This is a genomic window from Scandinavium sp., assembly GCF_051650185.1.
Lineage (GTDB): Bacteria > Pseudomonadota > Gammaproteobacteria > Enterobacterales > Enterobacteriaceae > Scandinavium.
Map to the genome: position 1 here is coordinate 1 of NZ_JBOFIN010000077.1, position 18,211 is coordinate 18,211.

The window sequence follows — 18,211 nt, forward strand, 5'->3', positions numbered from 1 at the left end:
AGTGGGGGTTATCGACCTGAAGAAAAGGTCGATAACCATGGGTAAAGGATGTTAAATAGTGTTCACCATGTCCCCGAACACCTGTCTACCATGTCTCCGGACCGTACACCCTCAAGGGAGAGGGTTAGGGAGAGGGGGAGATTACCGCACAGTTACCCCATCACCATCGTACTCAAACGGCAGGTACAGCACCGCCGGCCCTGCTCATCAAACACCACTATCTCCCAGCTCTGGGTTTGTTTGCCCAAATGCAGCGGCTGGCAGACCGCACGCACTTTGCCCTGAGAAACGGCTCGATGATGAGTTGCGTTGAGCTCCGTTCCCACAACGCATTGCCCTTCACGTGTCATCAGATAGCCCGCCATCGACCCCAGCGTTTCGGCCAGTGCCGCAGAAGCGCCGCCGTGAAGCAGGCCAAACGGCTGATGCGTCCTGCCATCCACCGGCATTTCTGCTTCAAGAGTGTTGTCCCCTAAGCGGGTGTAGACGATCCCTAAATGCGCGACCATCGTATCGGCGCTGGTGGCGTTGAGCTGCTCAAGCGTTAAATGTCGAACCCAAATCATCACGCCCCCAGTGTCGACCCGCCATCCACCACGATATCCTGCAACGTGATGTGGCTGGCGTTATCCGAGGCGAGGAACAGGATGGTGTTGGCAATCTCCTGCGGACGGGCGATTTTGCCCAGCGGAATGCCCAGTTTAAACTGTTCGCCAAACCCGCGAATGCGCTGCTGCTCTGCGTCTTCGTTCACCCACAGCGTTCGCTGCATATCCGTGTCCGTCGACCCTGGCGAGACAATATTGCAGCGCACACCGCTGGAAGCCAGCTCAAGCCCGACAGTTTGCGCCAGGCTTTTCAGCGCCGCTTTCGATGCGCCGTAAGCACTCATACCCATTCGCGGCGTGTGTGCGGCATCGGAGGCCACGGTCACAATCGCTCCGCCCTGCTGGCGGCGAAACTGAGACATCGTGGCGCGAAACAGATGAAACGCGCCGCCCACATTCACTGAAAACGTCTGCTGCCAGTCTTCCAGGCTGAGCTGATCCGTTGCGCCCATTCGTAAGATCCCCGCCGCGTTGACCAGAACATCCAGGCGCTGAACGTCGTTTAACACGCGAGCACACACTTGTTGAACCTGTTCTGCATTCGCCACGTCGAGTACTTCGGTCGCAAACGGATAAACGTCTTCGCCAAAGACAATATCGAAACCGGTAACGTTCGCCCCCGCTTCAACGAAGGCCTGCGCGGTCGCATAGCCAATCCCTTTGCCTGCTCCGGTTACCCAAACTGTTTTACCCTGAAAATCCCAGCCCGCCATTATTTCACCTCACGGGAAAGCAGCGCCCACCAGGCATCCAGCGTCGGGTTCTTTGCCAGCATCACGAAATCGATATCGCCATGCACCTTACGCCAGCGTGCCGCGAGCGCCATCATACGCACCGAATCCAGACCGTAATCAATCAGGTTTTCATCATCCATCGGCTCGTCAGACTCATCCAGCAGCGGCAGAACAATCGCCCGCAGCGCCTCTTTAGAAGCCGGTACTGGCAGCAGTTCTTCGCTCATAACCACCCGACCTGAGCGTCCGGCGACATACTTCAGGGACATGAGATGTTCTTCGCGGCTGAAATCCGCCAGCGCATCCGCGACAAAGAACGGTTTGATATCACGCATGAATGCATCCGTCGCGGTGGTCATGCAGCCAATGTGCGCGTACACACCGGTGATGATCAGCTGGTTGCGCCCGGTTTCTTTGAGCAGTTGCTCCAGCGGCGAGCGGTGGAATGCACTGTAGCGCCATTTCACCAGTACGGTATCCGCTTCATCCGGGGCAAGCGCTGCAATCACGCGCTGTTGTTCTGGCGAGCGAGTCAGTCCTGGCCCCCACATATCGTTGAGTAAGGCGCGATCTTCATCGTTCTGCTCTTTTGGCTGAGCGGTGTAGTAAACCGGAATGTTGTGCTTTTTGGCGAAATCGCGCAGGGCTTTAATGTTCGCCACGACGGTTTCCATCATCGCGCTGTTTTCGCCCCAGAAGTTGAGGAAGTATTCCTGCATGTCGTGGATCAACAGCGCTGCGCGCTCAGGCTCAAACGCCCAGTCCACTTTATTGGCCGGAATATCGGCGGCGGTCGGCAGTGCATAGGCCTGCAGTTTTGGAATTGCCATACTCTTCTCCTTCAGGCCAGGGCGCGTTCAGCCAGCCACTGACGTAATTGTTTTTTATCGACTTTCCCTACCGGCGTCAGCGGCAGTGCGGCAAGGCACTCCACGCGATCCGGCAGCTTAAATTCCGCAACGCCCTGCTCACGCAGGAAGCGACGCACCGCCACGGCTTTCAGCGGTTCGCGAACCACCAGATACGCGCAGCTTTTCTCGCCCAGCAGGTTGTCTTCCATACTGACCAGCGCGGCATGGATCACAGCCGGATGGCGCAGCATCAGGTTTTCAATCTCTTCTGCAGCGATCTTCTCTCCGCCACGGTTAATCTGATCTTTCTCGCGCCCCTGCACGGTGATGTAGCCGTCTGCATCAATCGAAATCAGATCGCCAGAGCAGTAAAACCCGTTGATATCAAAGGCGCTGGCGTTGTGCTCAGGGCTTTTGTAGTAGCCCCTGAAGGTGTACGGGCCGCGCGTCATCAGCCGCCCCACTTCGCCCTGCGGCAAAGGATTTCCATCGGTATCAGCCACCCACACTTCGTCGTCTGGCGACATCGGGCAGCCCTGGGTGTGAATGATGCGCTCCGGCGAATCGTCCAGACGGGTGTAGTTCACCAGCCCTTCCGCCATGCCGAAAACCTGCTGCAGCTGACAGCCCACTTCCGCAGGAATGCGCGCGGCGAGCGTCGCGGACAGGCGAGCGCCCCCCACCTGCAACAGTTCCAGGGAAGCAAGCTGCGCATTGCTGCCGGTCGCCTGAATTTCCTGCAACCACAGGCTCACGGCAGGCGGAACCAGGGCTGCCACGTTAATCTGGTGTTGTTCAATCAGCGGGAAGCAGAGCGTCGCACTGGGATCAGCCGCCAGCACGACGCAACCTTCAGCGAGGAAAACGCCCAATGCGCCGGGCGAACTCATGGCGTAGTTATGGGCCGCAGGCAAGGCGCAGAGATAGCGCGTGCGGGCATCAAACTCACAAATTTCATTACTACGGCGGATGCTGTAGTAATAGTCGTTGTGGGTACGAGGGATCAGTTTTGGGGTGCCGGTGCTGCCGCCGGAAAGCTGGAAAAAGGCCACTTCATCAGACTTTGTCGGCGTGGGCACAAAATTATCGGCCGGTTTGGCGGTGGCGGCCGCCAGGTCGTGCTCGCCGCGATCGTTCCGCAGAAGTACCGCCCGCACCGAGCGATGCTCACTCACAAACGAGTTCAGAAACTCATCACTGGCAAACAGCGCGTGTTCGCGATCGGCAATCAGAATGGCAGGCTCAATCTGTGCGGCATACGCACGCAGCTCGCTCCGCTGATGGCTGAACAGCGCGTTCACTGGTGCCACGCCAATACGCAGCAGCGCAAACAGCGTGATGTAAAACTCCGCCACATTGCCCAAATGCACGAGCGCAGTTTCGCCCGGTTTCAGACCCAGACGCTGCAATGACGACGCCAGATTATCAATCTGCGCATTGAGCTCCCTGTAGGTGACACGGCGCTCTCCCTCAATCACCGCCAGCGCATCGCTATGAGCATGACGGGTCAAAATGTCGGTCAGCGGCAAATCCTGCCAGTAGCCCTTTTCACGGTAGCGAGCCGCCAGGTCGTCTGGCCAGCGGGTAAACGCGACGCTCATGGTCACTCCTTAATTCAGGCCAAACACATTCAGCATGGTGGTTAACTTCACGCCCGTTTCACGCCACTCCCCGAGCGGTGAAGAGGCAGGCACGATGCCTGCGCCAGCAAACAGACTAATATGATGTTGACGGACTTTGGCGCAGCGAATCGTCACCACCCATTCGCCATTTCCTTCTGCGTCACACCAGCCGACAATGCCGCCGAACAGCTCGCGTTCGAAAGGTTCAAGGTCGGCAATCAGCGCTTTAGCCACATCATGTGGGAAGCCGCTTAACGCCGGCGTCGGGTGCAGCAGACAAGCCAGCGACAGCGCGTTTTCCTGCGCTTTTGCTTCGCCTTCGATGGGTGTGGCGAGGTGCCAGAGTGTTGGGGTGGTGATCAGCTGCGGGGATGACGGCAGTGAGAGTTTCTCGCTGCGTGGAGTCAGCACTTTTTTCATCGCCTGGGTGACAAGATCGTGCTCATGGCGATCCTTTTCAGACGCCAGCAGGCGGTTACCCGCTTCACGATCCAGCACGTTATCCGGCTGACGACGTGCAGAACCGGCCAGCGGCAGAGAGCTAAAATGTTTGCCCTCTTTGCGTAACAGCAATTCCGGGCTTGCACCGAGCAACACTCCGCCGTCTGCCAGTGGCACATGGAAATTAAAGCTCGCCGGGTTCTGAGCGATCAGACGTTCCAGCAAGGCTCCGGTATCCACGGCGGTATCGGTGGTCATCTCAATCAGACGCGACAGGACAATCTTATCCACCTGCGGCGTGGCAGTCAGTTCTGCGGCTTTCGCCACCATCGACATAAACACATCCTGTTCGGGGATCTCCTTACGGGCTGTCACCTGCATGGGTTTCAGCGTCGCGGCGAATGGCGCGGAGTGTTGTTTGTCAGTGCGGGAAAACGCTTCGCTGCTTTTCGGGATAAACAGCGCGGAAGGTTGTGTCGTGTCGAAGGGAATAGCCCCAACCAGCAGCGGTTTGTCGATACCTGCCGCTTTGGCGTCAGCAAAGGCCTGAGCGATGCTGGTCTGGAATTCGCCGTTTAGCGTCTCCCCGCCTTCAACCGGTTGAGAGATCCGACGGAAACAGCCGTGGGTCGTAAAGCTGCGGTACGGCGACATAAAGAAAAAGCTGTCGGGCGACAGCGTTGGTGCGACTTCGTGAACGGCCTCAGCCAGTGACGTTTCCATATCATCCTCCAAAATGATAAAGATATTAAGAATAATTATCATTTATATTTTGGTCCGGTAAGCTAAAAGTAAACGCGCTGATTGTCAACTTCCGACGCATCATCCTGCTTGCATCTGTGCGCCTCGCAAGTGAAAATGAGAAGCATTAATATCAACAAGACAGGATACTGACCTCGTGAAATCCCCTGCTTTTTTCCGTAATGCCCTGCTGTTTCTCACTCTTTCGCTTTTAGGATTATCCTCAACCCAGGCCGCTGACTGGCCTCGTCAGGTCACAGACAGCCGCGGGACGCATACGCTTGAGAGCAAGCCGCTGCGCATTGTCTCCACCAGCGTCACCCTCACCGGTTCACTTCTCGCCATTGATGCCCCCGTGGTAGCAAGTGGTGCCACAACCCCAAATAACCGGGTCGCGGATAATCAGGGTTTTCTGCGTCAATGGGGCGAGGTTGCGAAACAACGCAAACTTGCACGCCTGTACATTGGCGAACCCAGCGCTGAAGCGGTTGCCGCCCAGATGCCGGATCTGATCCTTATCAGCGCCACTGGCGGTGACTCCGCGTTAGCGCTCTACGACCAGCTCTCCGCCATCGCGCCTGTGCTTATCATCAATTACGACGACAAGAGCTGGCAGCAGCTCCTGACGCAGCTCGGCACCATCACCGGCCAGGAGAAACAAGCCACAGTGCGCATCAGCGAATTCGACAGCAGGCTCGCGACGCTCAGGCAAAAAATGAAACTGCCGCCACAGCCTGTCAGCGCGCTGGTTTACACCGCCGCAGCGCATACCGCCAACCTGTGGACGCCGGAATCCGCACAGGGCAAGCTTCTGGAACAGTTAGGTTTCAGCCTGGCACCGCTGCCTGAAGGGCTGCACACCAGCCAAAGCCAGGGCAAACGCCATGACATCCTTCAGCTTGGCGGCGAAAACCTGGCGACCGGCCTGAACGGGCAATCGCTGTTCCTGTTTGCTGGCGACCAGAAAGATGCCGACGCGATTTACGCTAATCCGCTTCTCTCACACCTGACCGCCGTGCAGAACAAGCATGTTTATGCGCTGGGTACCGAAACGTTCCGTCTTGATTACTACAGCGCGATGCTGGTTTTGCAGCGTCTCGATGCTTTGTTTGGCTGAAGGTTTGCCGGGTTATTGCCGGGTGGCGGCTTTCGCCTGACCCGGCCTACCCGATTTGTAGGCCCGTGCAAGCGAAGCGCCGCCGGGCAATCAGGCGGCCTCTTCCACCTGCCGAAATCCACGTAACTCCCGCAACAGCAGAATTAATGCCACTCCCACCACCGCCAGCGTCCAACCGCTGACACTTGCGGCGGCAGCTGGCGTTAACATCGCGCCCATCCCGCCCAGCAGTGCTGCGCCGATGGCATCGCCCGTCACGTTTTGCGCCGTCCACAGTCCGTTAATTCTGCCGAGCATCGCTTCGGGCGTTTGCGTCTGAATAAGGGTGTATTGCAGCAGCGAACTGACGGCGCTCAGCCAGCCGAACAGCGCCAGACAAATTACGCCCAACAGCCACACAGGCATCAGGCTGAATAAACCAATCGCGATAAACGCCGCCACCGTGGTGGTTAACATCAACATCCCTGGCCGCACATGATGCGCGAGCCGCCCGCTGGTAAGCGCACCCAGCGCTGCACCCAGCGGGATTGCCGCGTAAAGCAGGCCGATTTGCGCCGCTGGCATTTGCCACTGCATCGCCAACGCCGGATAAAGCACGCGCACGGCGCTCGCCATCGTCAGCAAGCCGCCGAGCAGTGCTATGCCGCCAATTAAAGGGCTGTTAAAGAGAAACTTCAGGCCAGCCATTAACGATTTAAGCGGATGCTCACGAGGCTGCGGCGGAGGCGGTAACTCAGGTAAACGCAATAGCGTCAGAGTGGTGGTAAACGTCCCGATAGCCGCCAGCAGATAGTTCCAGGAGAAACCTCCGCTGGCGAGTAACAGGCCGCCGACCATCGGAGAAATCACCGAGCCCAGACGAACAGTCAGCATAGTGATTGCCCCGGCCTGCATCAGATTTTCACGCCCGACCAGAGCTGGCGTGGCAGCCAGTAATGCCGTCACGCCAATGGAAGCAAACAGCCCGTCCCAAATGCCGAGTAAATAAATCGCCAGCAGCGAGGGTTCTGGCATCGACGCATTCAGCCACAAGCCTAAGAAACCGATGCCGCAGGTTCCGCGCGCCAGCAGGATCAATTTTTTGCGCTCGTAGCGATCGGCCAGCACCCCACCCAGCATCAGGCCGATAAACATCGCGCTGCCGGTTAAGGTGACGGCCAGCCCGACCTGCAAGGTGGATTGGGTCATCATCTGGATTTGTACCGGCACCGCAACGCCAAGCAAACCGAGAGAAAGAATGGAGATAAAACGGGCAATAAAGACGGCGCGAAACGCCGGGTGAGTCTTCAGCAGGCTGACGTTCAGCAGCCAGGATTGTCTTTGCATCACAGGGCCTTCAACGAACTTTCGATACCATTTCCGTGGCCGCACATGGTAGCATAGACAAATAAGATCGATAACGATAATTACTATCATTATCAACCAAAGGACCTGGCGATGTCGTTCTCCCCCGCCGCTCTGCGTACCGTCGCAGTGCCCGGATTGCTGATACTGTTATTGACTGCTGTTGCCCTCAGCCTGCTGGTTGGTGCCAAATCGCTGCCGTTGAACGTGGTGGTGGATGCCCTCCATGGCAGTTGTCAAAGCGCCGATTGCACCATCGTGCTCGATGCCCGTCTGCCACGAACGCTGGCCGGTTTGCTGGCTGGTGCAGCACTTGGCCTGGCGGGTGCATTAATGCAAACGCTGACCCGAAATCCCCTTGCAGATCCCGGTATTCTGGGCGTCAATTCCGGGGCCAGTTTCGCCATTGTGCTGGGCGCTGCGTTGCTGGGGATGACTTCACCGCAGGAACAATTATTCCTCGCCTATTGCGGCGCGTTTGTCGCCTCGCTGTTGGTCGCCTTCACCGGCAGCCAGGGCGGTGGACAGCTCAGCCCGGTTCGCCTGACCCTGGCGGGCGTGGCGCTTGCCGCCGTGCTGGAAGGGTTATCGACAGGGATTTCACTGCTCAACCCGGATGTCTACGATCAACTTCGATTCTGGCAAGCGGGTTCCCTTGATATCCGCTCGCTGCAAACCCTGAAAGTTGCCGTATTCCCGATGCTGCTGGCCACAGCCATCGCCCTGGGTTTAAGCCGTTCGTTAAACAGCCTGAGCCTGGGGGCAGACACAGCGACCGCACTGGGCAATAAAGTGGCCCGCACGCAGCTGCTCGGCCTGCTTGCCATCACGCTTTTGAGCGGCAGCGCAACAGCCCTGGTCGGCCCGATAGCCTTTATCGGCCTGATGATGCCGCATATGGCACGCTGGCTGGTCGGAGCCGATCATCGTTGGTCATTGCCCGTTACCCTGCTCGCCACCCCTGCGCTTCTTCTTTTCGCGGATATTCTCGGACGCCTGCTGGTGCCGGGTGAATTACGCGTTTCGGTCGTGAGCGCCTTTATTGGCGCACCTGTGCTGATTTGGCTGGTACGCCGCCAGCCTCGCGGAGGTACGGCATGATTGCCCCTTCCCGCAGGCTGGTGCTGAGTTGCCTCATGCTGGTGCTTGCCAGCCTGCTGACCGCGCTTTTCAGCCTTCGCAGCGGGGTGGTCACGCTTGAGTTCACACAGATCTTCTCGGCGCTATTCGGTGACGCGCCACGCAATGTCACTTTAGTCGTGACCGAATGGCGTTTGCCCCGCGTGCTGATGGCGCTGCTGATTGGCGCGGCGCTGGGCGTCAGCGGAGCCATTTTTCAGTCGCTGATGCGTAACCCGCTCGGCAGCCCGGACGTGATGGGTTTCAACACCGGCGCCTGGAGCGGCGTGCTGGTCGCGATGGTGTTTTATGGTCAACATCTGACTGCAATTGCGCTCGCTGCAATGGCCGGTGGGATCGTGACTTCGGTGATTGTCTGGCTGCTGGCGTGGCGCGATGGCATAGACACGTTTCGCCTGATCATTATTGGTATCGGCGTGCGAGCCATGCTGATGGCGTTCAACACCTGGCTGCTGCTACGCGCCTCGCTGGAAACCGCCGTATCGGCCGGACTCTGGTACGCGGGCTCGCTCAATGGCATGACGTGGGCGAAAACCTGGCCGTCAGCCCCTCTGTTACTCATTATGCTGGCCTGCGCGGCGCTGTTAGTCCGCCGCATGCGTCTGCTGGAAATGGGCGATGACAGCGCTTGCGCGCTCGGGGTACAAGTCGAACGTTCTCGCCTGTTGATGATGCTGGTCGCGGTAGTGCTCACCGCCGGAGCAACAGCGCTGGCAGGCCCGATTTCCTTTATTGCCCTTGTTGCGCCACATATTGCGCGCAGGCTCAGCGGCACCGCCCGCTGGGGGTTAACTCAGTCCGCACTTTGCGGTGCCTTTGTGCTGGCACTGGCCGATTACTTCGCGCAACGGCTGTTTATGCCTTACCAGCTTCCGGTGGGCGTCGTAACCGTCAGCCTTGGCGGGATCTATCTCATCGCGCTGCTTATTCAGGAGTCCCGTAAAAAATGACCGCCCTCTCCTCCCGCCTGCACGGCGAGCACTTAACGCTCAGCTATGGCAAAAAAGTCATCGCCGACGATTTAACGGTGGCGATCCCGGACGGGCATTTCACCGCGATAATCGGCCCCAATGGCTGCGGGAAATCGACGCTGCTGCGCACGCTCAGCCGCCTGATGACACCGCAGCAAGGCCATGTCTGGCTTGATGGAGAACAGATTCAGCACTTTGCCAGCAAAGACGTCGCGCGACGTATTGGCCTGTTAGCGCAAAATGCCACCACGCCCGGCGATATCACGGTGCAGGAATTAGTGGCCCGAGGACGCTATCCGCACCAACCCCTGTTCAGCCGCTGGCGAAAAGAGGACGAAGAGGCCGTTAAGCGGGCCATGCAGGCAACCGGCGTTGTGGAACTGGCGAATCAAAGCGTGGACACACTTTCCGGAGGGCAGAGACAGCGAGCGTGGATAGCGATGGTGCTGGCTCAGGAAACGGCCATTATGCTGCTTGATGAGCCCACCACCTGGCTTGATATCAGCCATCAGATTGACCTGCTGGAACTGCTCCGCGAGTTAAATCGTGAAAAGGGTTACACCCTTGCGGCGGTCCTGCACGACCTGAATCAGGCCTGCCGCTACGCCACACACCTGATTGCCTTGCGCGACGGTAAAATTGTGGCGCAAGGCGCACCGCGTGACATCGTGACCGCGGAATTGATCGAACGAATCTATGGCATGCGCTGCATGATCATCGACGACCCGGTGGCAGGCACGCCACTGGTGGTGCCGTTGGGGAGATCCGGCGGCTAAGCTGCGGATTCGGTGAACAGTAATAAGCCTAATACATTCTTTGACAGCAGAATAAACTACCTATCCCCACAAAATAGATCCACTCAACGTACGGCCAGCACATTGACTGGTGATTAAGGCTAATTTATTTCTGCTTCACTGATTTATTACTCTACAACCGTCAGCCATGCTGTTTCGTTTGTTGCATAAAGAAATTTTCAAGTGAAAGAGAAATTCAAGCAAACAGATTAATGAAATTACTCTATTACGGCATAAACAATCAGCAGAGAAATTACAGGGAATTAAAAACACAGTTCAGGAATAAAATTAAAACAATATTTCAACAACAACCCACCACAGAACAAAACAATAGCGCAAAAAGCCCTCAACCATGAAATTTATTCATGTGAAAAATCACGCCAGAAAGAAAAATAAACAACTTAAAAACAATAAGATAAATACCAATAGCAAATAAACACCAACAAATATTGAATAATTAAAATGACACGGTAATATGCACTGCGTTTATTATTCGTTGAAGGTCATTCCACGTCCCTGCTTGCAAAACAGCAAACTTTCTGCCTGTCAGTAGCGACAAATGCCGCCAGACACAATGATAAACCGTGCTTATGCACGTCTTAGCTAACACCACAGAAAACAGAAAAAGAATGTGCGAATACAGGCACAGGATATATTTCGTCTGCAGAACGTCGTACAGACAAAAAAGTAACGCGACGGATACCGGCAAGTACCCGTCGCGTTGGGGATGGAGTTTCAGGTTCGCGAAAACCGAAGCTCCGACGTTAAGTGATTTCGACATCAAATTAACAGGCTTATTAGATATGAAAATGAAACTTATTGCATTAGCAATTATGGCTGGTGCTGTCTCTGGAATGGCGCAGGCTCAGCTGAGTTTAAGCACCGCGACTGAAATTGAGAACTTTCACCAGGCACATCCTGATGTTCCTGACGGCTACATCAAAGAAATGGGTAGTATTTCTGATATCCAGCGTCTTCATAATTTTATGACTTTCGCTGCTGATAAATTTGATCATGATGCTTCAGTTCCTCCGGTTCAGACAGGACCCGATGATGCTGCTTCTCACCAGCAAAATCCTGTTGATTATCGCCGCGATGTCACCACTGCTGCTAATGTCACTGCTGAACGACAATTACGTGAAAGTACTTCAGCGGCGTACAACAAAGATGCCAGCCAGTACCGTTTCGCTGTGAACAACGAAGCTGCGCGCAAAGTGCAGAAAGACGTCACTGCGCAAAACAACGCAATCCAGAACATGGTGAAAACTGAGGGTGAAGCTGCGGCGTACAACAAAGATGCCAGCCAGTACCGTTTCGCTGTGAACGACGAAGCTGCGCGCAAAGTGCAGAAAGACGTGACTGCTCAGAACAATGCCATCCAGAACATGGTGAAAAATGAGGGTGAAGCTGCGGCGTACAACAAAGATGCCAGCCAGTATCGTTTCGCTGTGAACGACGAAGCTGCGCGCAAAGTGCAGAAAGACGTGACTGCGCAGAACAACGCAATCCAGAACATGGTGAAAACTGAGGGTGAAGCTGCGGCGTACAACAAAGACGCCAGCCAGTACCGTTTCGCTGTGAACGACGAAGCTGCGCGTAAAGTGCAGAAAGACACCAATGCTAAAAACAACGCCGTGCAGCAGCAGTTGAATGACGAAGCTGCGGCCCACGACAAAGATGCCCGCCAGTATCGTTTTGATGTGAACAATGCGGCTGCAGCCAAAAAAGCCAGCGACAGCACTACTGCCATTGCTGAGAACAAACAGCATATTGAGCAGCTCGAACACAATCTTGATATCCGCACAGATCGCCAGAATGAAATCGATCAGGCTATTGGTAAGGAGTTCACTCAGACCCGGCAGCTTGACGATCAGCAATCCACAGACATCAACACCCTGACCGCTGGCGTGCAGCAAAACAAAAATACGGGTGCCTATGCCCAATCTCGCGCGGATGCGGCTTATGCCAATACCCAGGCTAATCAGCAGGCGCTGAAGGCCACCAACCATCGCGTTGCTGAAAACAGCCAGGAACTGGCAAACCATGAGCAGCGTATTCAAACACTGGAAGCTAATAACAGCGCCAGCTTCGGCAAGCTGAAAAACGAAGTGGATGACAACCGTCAGCGTGCTTCTGCGGCCATTTCCGGCGTGGCGGCGATGGCGAACATTCCACAAGTGATTCAGGGCCAGACCTTCAGCGTTGGCGCAGGCGTCGGGACAACCGACAGCGAGAGCGCGTTAGCCGTTGGTTTCTCTGCTCGTGCAACCGAGCACGTTGTGGTGAAAGCTTCGGTGTCTGATGACACTCAGCAGAACTTCGTGGTTGGTGGTGGTGTGAGCTACGGCTGGTAATCCGGAGTAAAACAATGCCCCATTTGCGTGGGGCATTTCCTGTTTTATTGCGCGGCGGCGCTTCGCGCAGATTCCACCGATGCTTGTTTACGATGAACCGTTAACCCAGTATCTCCTTGAGCACAGGGCCAATCCGTTCAAAAGCCGTTGGCGAGATGATGTCAACGTGCGCGCAATCCTGATTAAACACATCCAGTTCAGCCACCCACGGCGCCCACGCTTTTTGCGGGTCCATGCCCGGCGTTAGCGTTTTCTGCGCCACGAACAACGTCGCTTTTCCGTCGAACGGTACGCTGTACGCTGTCGTCAACAACCGGACTGCATCCGCATAATTTCCTTCGATGGCGGTGAACAACTCCCCTGAGGTTTGGCCTTGCTGGGCGGCCAGGAACGCTTCACGCTCGCGGTTGATTTCTGCGAGCACCTCCGGGTCCAGACCGTTAGCTTCCTTCTCTGACCAGTTCTGTGTTTCCGGCGGCCAGGTATCTAACAGGCCGAGGAAGGAGACGGTTTCCCCTCGCTGACGTAAGCGTGCCGCCATGCCCTGCGCTAACGTGCCGCCGAGGGAATAACCGAAGAGGTAATACGGGCCGTGCGGCTGGTGTTTCAGCAGCGTCGCAAGATGGTGTTCACACAGCGCATCCAGATTTTCTACGCTCGCCATCGGCCCTTCCGGACGTGGCGACTGAATGCCGGTGATTGACCATCGAGGCGTCAGCCATCTCGCCAGCACGCTGAACTGCCAGGCGAAACCGGACGCAGGATGGAAACACCACAGCGTCGGCCCGGTGCCTTCACGAAGCGGCAAAATCGCTTCATAACCCAGGCGCTGGCTTTGCTCATCATTCGCGGACTCAAGCAGTTTGCTGAGCTTGCCCACTGTCGAAGCCACCATCACCTGGCCTGGCGTGACCTGCCGCTCAAAGCGTCGACTCAGTTGGGCTGCCAGCCGCATTGCGAGCAGCGAGTGGCCGCCAAGGGCAAAGAAATCCGCATCAACGTCGTTGATGTCACAGGCCAACAAGTCGCTGAAAGCTTGAGCCACGGCTTGCTCTGTTTCCGTTTCCACTGCCCTGCCTGGCGCTTTTTGTGACAACTCCGGCAGCGGCAGCGCTTTACGATCCAGTTTTCCATTCGCGCTTAACGGCAAGGAAGACAGCTGAATAAGTGCCACCGGCACCATGTGCGGAGGCAGCTTTTCACGCAGTTGTTCGAGCAGCACATTGCAGTCCAGCGGTAGCCAGGAATCAGCGACAAAATAGCCCATAAGCTGACGCGCATCGCCGCCCACGCTGGCCGCCTGATTGAACACGCAGGCATGAGCCACGGCTTGATCTACGTCGTCCAGACTCTGTATCGCGCGTTCAATTTCACCCAGTTCGATGCGCTGGCCGCGAATTTTAAGCTGATCGTCGCTGCGGCCCAGATATTCCACGGCGCCGTTATCCAGCCAGCGCGCCACATCCCCTGTGCGATACATTCGCTCACCGGGAGCAAACGGATCGGCAATAAAGCGGCTGGCGGTCAGATCGGGCCGGCCCATGTAGCCTTGCGCAAGCTGGATGCCCGTCAAATAGAGATCGCCTGCCACGCCAAACGGCACCGGTCGCATCATGCCGTCCAGTATCCGTAGCCCGGTATTCCACACAGGGAAACCAATCGGCACGCTATTGCCGGTTACCGCTGCAAGTTCTGGCCCGCATGCCGGATACCAGCTCACATCCACGGCGGCTTCCGTGGGGCCATAAAGGTTATGCAGGGGTGCTGCGGTCAGCTGTTCCCATTCACGACACAAGGCCGTGGGCAGCGCTTCGCCGCTACAAAATACGCGTCGCAGTGACTGGCAGCTCTGAACGTTGTCTTCATCCAGCGAGGCGACGAAAGCCGCCAGCATCGAAGGCACAAAGTGAGTCGTGGTGACGCGATGATGGGCGAAGAACTGCAGCAACGCCTGCGGATCGCGATGCGCGTCCGGCTCCGCCATCACCAGTTTTGCCCCGGCTATAAACGGCCACCAGAATTCCCATACCGATACGTCAAAGCTGCACGGTGTTTTCTGCGCCACCACATCTTCGGCGGTGAGCGGATAGCTCTCCTGCATCCACAGTAAGCGGTTCACAATAGCCGTTTGCCCGACCATCACCCCTTTTGGCCGCCCGGTGGAGCCGGAAGTAAAGATGATGTAGGCGGTCTGCTCTGGTCGCGAAAGCGTGGGCAGCACTTCGTCCGTCACTGGCAACGGCGCGGTATAGCAAAGCGTGTCGATATCAGCAAAGCGATGCAATTGATCTTCAGCGGTGATGAGCAGCGAGGGCTTCGCATCCTCAAGCATCATTTGCAGACGATCGTCAGGATAGCCCGTGTCGAGCGGCAGCCAGGCTGCGCCTGCTTCCACTATGCCGTGCAGCGCCAGCGTCAGGAAAACAGAGCGTGGCAATGCCACCGCTACGCTGTCGCCCGGCCTGACGCCACGTTCACGCAACAGCGCGGCCAGCGCCTGTACCTGTTGGCGCATTTCACGATAGCTGAATTGCCAGTGCGCATCAGCCAGCGCCGGGGCGTCCGGTGTTTTCTCTGTTTGTGCCGCAACCAACAAACTCAGGGTTTCCGTTGGCAGCATCATGCCGGTGTCGTTGATACTCGCCAGACGCTGATATTCTGCCTCTGATACCAGTTCCACGTCACCGCAACGCAATTCAGGATTGGCGGCAAACTGCTCCAGAATCGACAGTAGACGCGAGGCATGGTTATGCAGTTCGGTTTCGTTGTAACGCTGCTGGTTCGCCAGAATTTCCACAGACAGGCCACCGGACTCGTCCGGGAACAAGGCCAGTTCGAGATCGTTAACCGGGCCGGTTGCAAGCGTGTGCGTGGTGGCGCTGACAGCATCAATATCAAGCTGATAATCGAAAACTTTGACGTTGAACACCGGGCCAAACAGCGGTTCATCCCCAGCCCCTTTGCCACTGTCTCTGACAATTTGCTCGGCGTCATAACGCTGATGACGACGCATTTTTTTCAGCTGAGTACCCAGTCGCTCAGCCAGTTCAGGCAGCGTTTCGTGGGGTCGAATGTCAACGGCCAGTGGCAACACATTCAGCACCGGCCCGGTTGCCGTCAGCGCAGCAGAGCCCATGCGACGCATGAAGATATACCCTGCCGCATAGTCACTGCGCCCGCATAAACGCCCCAGCCACAGTGCCGCCAGTGCCAGCGCCAAATCCGTACGCGGCTTGGAGCAGGTTGTCACTAATCGGGTGAAAGCCTGTTTGTTTGCGGTCAGCTTCAAGCGCCAGATGGCGGTGGAATGGGCGCGCCCCGGCAACGGCGCAGAGGAAAGCGATGCTGGTGAAGGCAGGTTCTTTCGCTGTTCCGCCCAGAATGCGCCATCGCGTTGCCAGGCTTCGCTCTCACGATATCGTTGATACTCTTCGACCACTTCAGCGAAAGGCGTGAAGGGAGAGTCGGGAACAACTCCGCCGTTCAACAGCGCTTTATAAATCTGGACAATCTGACGGGTGATGGCCGGAAAACTAAAGCCATCGACCAATAAGTGATGGTAACGCTGATACCAGTACCAGCGGTTTTCTGCGACCTGATAAAGCTGATGGCAGACCAGCGGGTTTCCGCTATCCACACGGGTGTTTTGCGCTAAATCAGCCTGTATTTTCGCTTTGGCTGTGGCACAGGCATCGGCCTCACCACGCAGATCGAACAGGGCTGGCGCGGGGAACGGTTGATCGTCCAGCCACTGCCAGACCTCGCCATTTTCTTGTGTAAAGCGAGTTCGCACCGTCTCTGTTTGATTCAGGCCTGTGGCGATGGCCTGCTGGAACAGCGCGCCGTTGATATCGCCTTCCAGCTCAACATAATGGGCGACGCTCCAGGCATTGGGCAGCGTGGAGAGCTGCTCCGCCATCCAGATGCCAGGTTGTGCCGCCACCAGCGGTAAACGTTCACTCATGGCGGGCTCCGGCATAATAAGATGGGTTCAGGGTCGTCCAGCGTTCCGCCAGCCAGGCATTGCAAGCCTCCGCCGATTGCGGCTGGCAGACGACATTCCAGCCTTCGGGCAACGCGCAGTGCTGCGGCCACAGGCTGTAGTGGTGATGAGCATTTTGCAGAATATAGAACTGCCCTTGCGCATCATCGAAAGGGTTACTGATTTGCATACCTAACTCCTGTCGTAAAGCGCGCTTATGGCGTGACGAGTGCCTGCCAGAGCGCAGTCAGCCCGGCCGTGAGCCCACCTCGCCAGCACAGCGCATCGTGTCCGCCGTCAACCTGACGCCAGAAAAGCGGCTGCTGTGTCTGCTGTAGTTGGTGTAAGAGGGCCTGATTGGCCTGAAAGATAATCGGCTCACGCCGTCCGGCCTCAAGCCAGATACGCAAGCCCTGTGGTGAAACTTCACCACGAGAAAGTTTTTCGAGGATAACGCCGCCATGCCCTTCGCCGCGTTTCGGCCACCAGTAAGAGCCTGACTGGCTGAGCACACAGCCAAACCGCTGCGGCCAGTTCAGCCCGGCAAACATGGCTGCTAAGCCACCGAAGCTCTGCCCGGCGACCACGGTGCGCTCCGCCTGCTCACTGAAAGGGGCGATACGTTGAATTTGCGGGAGAAGCTCCTGCTGAAGCGCCAGCCAGAAATCGGTGTTACAGGGCAGCTCTGCGCCGCGATGTGCCGTGTCGATGGCATCCACCAGCACATATACCGCAGCCGGAAGCTGCCCTTCACGAGTCAACCGGGCGAGCGGCGACCAGACGGGCATGCTTTCTGCCCAAAACTGGCCATCAAGCAGCAGCGCCATCGGCCGTTCTGCGGCCTCACCCGTGGTGTAGATCCACACTCTGCGCGAATTTCCAAGCCGCGGGCTTCGCCAGTGAATACAGACCGGTGGCGCGTATGGCACGTCAGGTAGATCCCAGCCGGGCTGAACAGGCGCATCGGGAAGCGAAAGCGCTGAAACCGCATGACCTCGCCCGCCCCGCCAGCTTTGTGCATTCAGCGGATCGGCTATCGCCCGGGGCAGAAGCTTTCGCCAGCCTTCGCGCAACAATGGGCGATCGGGCTTCTCGGTATGAAACAAAGAGGCATCAAAATCGTTTTCGGTCGTCACCGGGATGAAGCAGTAGCTCCCGCGCCAGGTAGCGGGCAGCGTCGTTTGCCACTGCCAGACGTCAGTGCCGGGCAGACGGAACAGCGTCTGCGGCACGGCATTCTGGTGATGATCGGTGACGCCAGTGATGTAAATCCACACTCGCCGGTGCGGCGACGTATTTTCCTTTCCGGCAGGATCACGCCAGTAAAACGTGACATGGCATTGGTCACCTTCCCTGTGCCACTGCGGCCCGTGGAGGATTTGCCACCACTCATCACTCCCTGTTACTGCCGTCTGCATCACGTTAACCCCGTGTTTGCTGTGGAATTCTTTGTTACACGTTAAAAATTATTGATAATATTATTGATAACTATTTGCATTTGCAATAGCGTAT

14 protein-coding genes are annotated in these 18,211 nt (G+C 56.8%); 5 read left to right on the forward strand and 9 right to left on the reverse strand.

Annotation, left to right across the window (positions count from 1 at the left end):
- Positions 1-152 precede the first annotated feature (152 nt).
- The 5 genes from entH to entC are packed head-to-tail and all read right to left on the reverse strand — an operon-like array spanning position 153 to position 4,979.
- Entirely contained in the window at positions 153-566 is a 414-nt protein-coding gene (gene entH / locus ACRCWW_RS09680) for a proofreading thioesterase EntH (RefSeq protein WP_438682221.1), read from the reverse strand.
- Positions 566-1,321, reverse strand: a complete 756-nt coding sequence (entA, locus tag ACRCWW_RS09685; RefSeq protein ID WP_438682222.1) for a 2,3-dihydro-2,3-dihydroxybenzoate dehydrogenase EntA — start codon at positions 1,319-1,321, stop codon at positions 566-568. Before entA ends, entH begins: the two co-directional genes overlap by 1 nt.
- A complete protein-coding gene (locus ACRCWW_RS09690) occupies positions 1,321-2,172 on the reverse strand; it encodes an isochorismatase family protein (RefSeq protein ID WP_438682223.1) in 852 nt (283 codons plus the stop codon). The genes entA and ACRCWW_RS09690 overlap by 1 nt, the downstream gene beginning before the upstream one ends.
- An 11-nt stretch (positions 2,173-2,183) precedes the next feature.
- Positions 2,184-3,794, reverse strand: a complete 1,611-nt coding sequence (gene entE, locus ACRCWW_RS09695; protein ID WP_438682224.1) for a (2,3-dihydroxybenzoyl)adenylate synthase EntE — start codon at positions 3,792-3,794, stop codon at positions 2,184-2,186.
- Positions 3,795-3,803: 9 nt separating this feature from the next.
- Entirely contained in the window at positions 3,804-4,979 is a 1,176-nt protein-coding gene (gene entC / locus ACRCWW_RS09700) for an isochorismate synthase EntC (RefSeq protein WP_438682225.1), read from the reverse strand.
- 175 nt (positions 4,980-5,154) lie between these two features.
- Here entC and fepB point away from each other — a divergent pair, with 175 nt between their 5' ends.
- Entirely contained in the window at positions 5,155-6,114 is a 960-nt protein-coding gene (gene fepB / locus ACRCWW_RS09705) for a Fe2+-enterobactin ABC transporter substrate-binding protein (RefSeq protein WP_438682226.1), read from the forward strand.
- Between the two features lie 90 nt (positions 6,115-6,204).
- Here fepB and entS read toward each other — a convergent pair whose 3' ends face one another.
- Positions 6,205-7,440, reverse strand: coding sequence for an enterobactin transporter EntS (entS, locus tag ACRCWW_RS09710; RefSeq protein ID WP_438682227.1), 1,236 nt, complete (start codon positions 7,438-7,440; stop codon positions 6,205-6,207).
- 111 nt (positions 7,441-7,551) lie between these two features.
- Between entS and fepD the strand changes: the two genes are divergently transcribed.
- The 4 genes from fepD (at position 7,552) to ACRCWW_RS09730 (ending at position 12,717) form a co-directional block, all read left to right on the forward strand.
- Positions 7,552-8,559 (forward strand): Fe(3+)-siderophore ABC transporter permease, encoded by a 1,008-nt coding sequence (gene fepD / locus ACRCWW_RS09715; RefSeq protein WP_438682228.1) that lies wholly within the window; start codon positions 7,552-7,554, stop codon positions 8,557-8,559.
- On the forward strand, positions 8,556-9,548 hold the full coding sequence (fepG, locus tag ACRCWW_RS09720; RefSeq protein WP_438682229.1) for an iron-enterobactin ABC transporter permease: 993 nt from the start codon (positions 8,556-8,558) through the stop codon (positions 9,546-9,548). Before fepD ends, fepG begins: the two co-directional genes overlap by 4 nt.
- Positions 9,545-10,345 (forward strand): iron-enterobactin ABC transporter ATP-binding protein, encoded by an 801-nt coding sequence (gene fepC, locus ACRCWW_RS09725; RefSeq protein ID WP_438682230.1) that lies wholly within the window; start codon positions 9,545-9,547, stop codon positions 10,343-10,345. Before fepG ends, fepC begins: the two co-directional genes overlap by 4 nt.
- A gap of 821 nt (positions 10,346-11,166) precedes the next feature.
- Positions 11,167-12,717, forward strand: coding sequence for a YadA C-terminal domain-containing protein (locus ACRCWW_RS09730; protein WP_438682231.1), 1,551 nt, complete (start codon positions 11,167-11,169; stop codon positions 12,715-12,717).
- 100 nt (positions 12,718-12,817) lie between these two features.
- On the opposite strand, the gene entF is transcribed toward ACRCWW_RS09730, so the two are convergent.
- From entF to fes, 3 genes are read right to left on the reverse strand one after another with little or no spacing between them, the layout of a single operon-like run.
- The gene (gene entF, locus ACRCWW_RS09735; RefSeq protein WP_438682232.1) at positions 12,818-16,681 is read right to left on the reverse strand and encodes an enterobactin non-ribosomal peptide synthetase EntF; all 3,864 of its coding nucleotides are present in this window, start codon (positions 16,679-16,681) and stop codon (positions 12,818-12,820) included.
- Positions 16,674-16,889: an MbtH family protein gene (locus ACRCWW_RS09740; protein WP_438682233.1), complete on the reverse strand. Its 216-nt coding sequence runs from the start codon at positions 16,887-16,889 to the stop codon at positions 16,674-16,676. The genes entF and ACRCWW_RS09740 overlap by 8 nt, the downstream gene beginning before the upstream one ends.
- A 25-nt stretch (positions 16,890-16,914) precedes the next feature.
- Entirely contained in the window at positions 16,915-18,117 is a 1,203-nt protein-coding gene (gene fes / locus ACRCWW_RS09745; RefSeq protein ID WP_438682234.1) for an enterochelin esterase, read from the reverse strand.
- Positions 18,118-18,211 lie beyond the last annotated feature (94 nt).